General features: G+C 68.2%; 1 protein-coding gene. It reads right to left on the bottom strand.

Annotated features, from left to right (window positions below; genetic code table 11):
* Window positions 1-141: 141 nt before the first annotated feature.
* A partial coding sequence (locus tag STRIP9103_RS21115; protein WP_234022254.1) for a hypothetical protein occupies window positions 142-409 on the bottom strand: 268 nt, incomplete at its 5' end.

The following is a 409-nucleotide window of genomic DNA, read 5'->3' on the forward strand; positions in this document are numbered from 1 at the left end:
CCGGACCTCCCTCGCCCTCCGGGGCGAGGGCATGCGCCGTGGATATCCCTTTGGGATATCCACGGCAACAGCTTGCTCGGCCGGTGGCCGTCGGAGCCTCCGGCTCCACTGTGGGAGTGATGCCCGCCGAGTCGGCGGTCGTCATCGGCTCGACTCCGGGCTTCGGCGGCGGACGTCTCGCAGGATGTCGGCGACGTAGTCCATCGCAAGGACGGGATGGTGCAGGGTCCACGGCTGCGAATCGGGCGTACGGTGCACGATCCAGATCCCGTCCGACCAGGCTTCGACGCGATGCAGGTGCCCTCGGCGGTGCAGAACGGTCAGCCATGCGTCGGCTTCGGCGGCGGTGGCGGGCGTTGTGAGCATGAGCGGCGTCTCCGGTGCGAAAAGAAAGTCTTGGTGTGGGTGC

Source organism: Streptomyces ipomoeae 91-03 (genome assembly GCF_000317595.1).
In the GTDB taxonomy this organism is placed as follows: domain Bacteria; phylum Actinomycetota; class Actinomycetes; order Streptomycetales; family Streptomycetaceae; genus Streptomyces; species Streptomyces ipomoeae.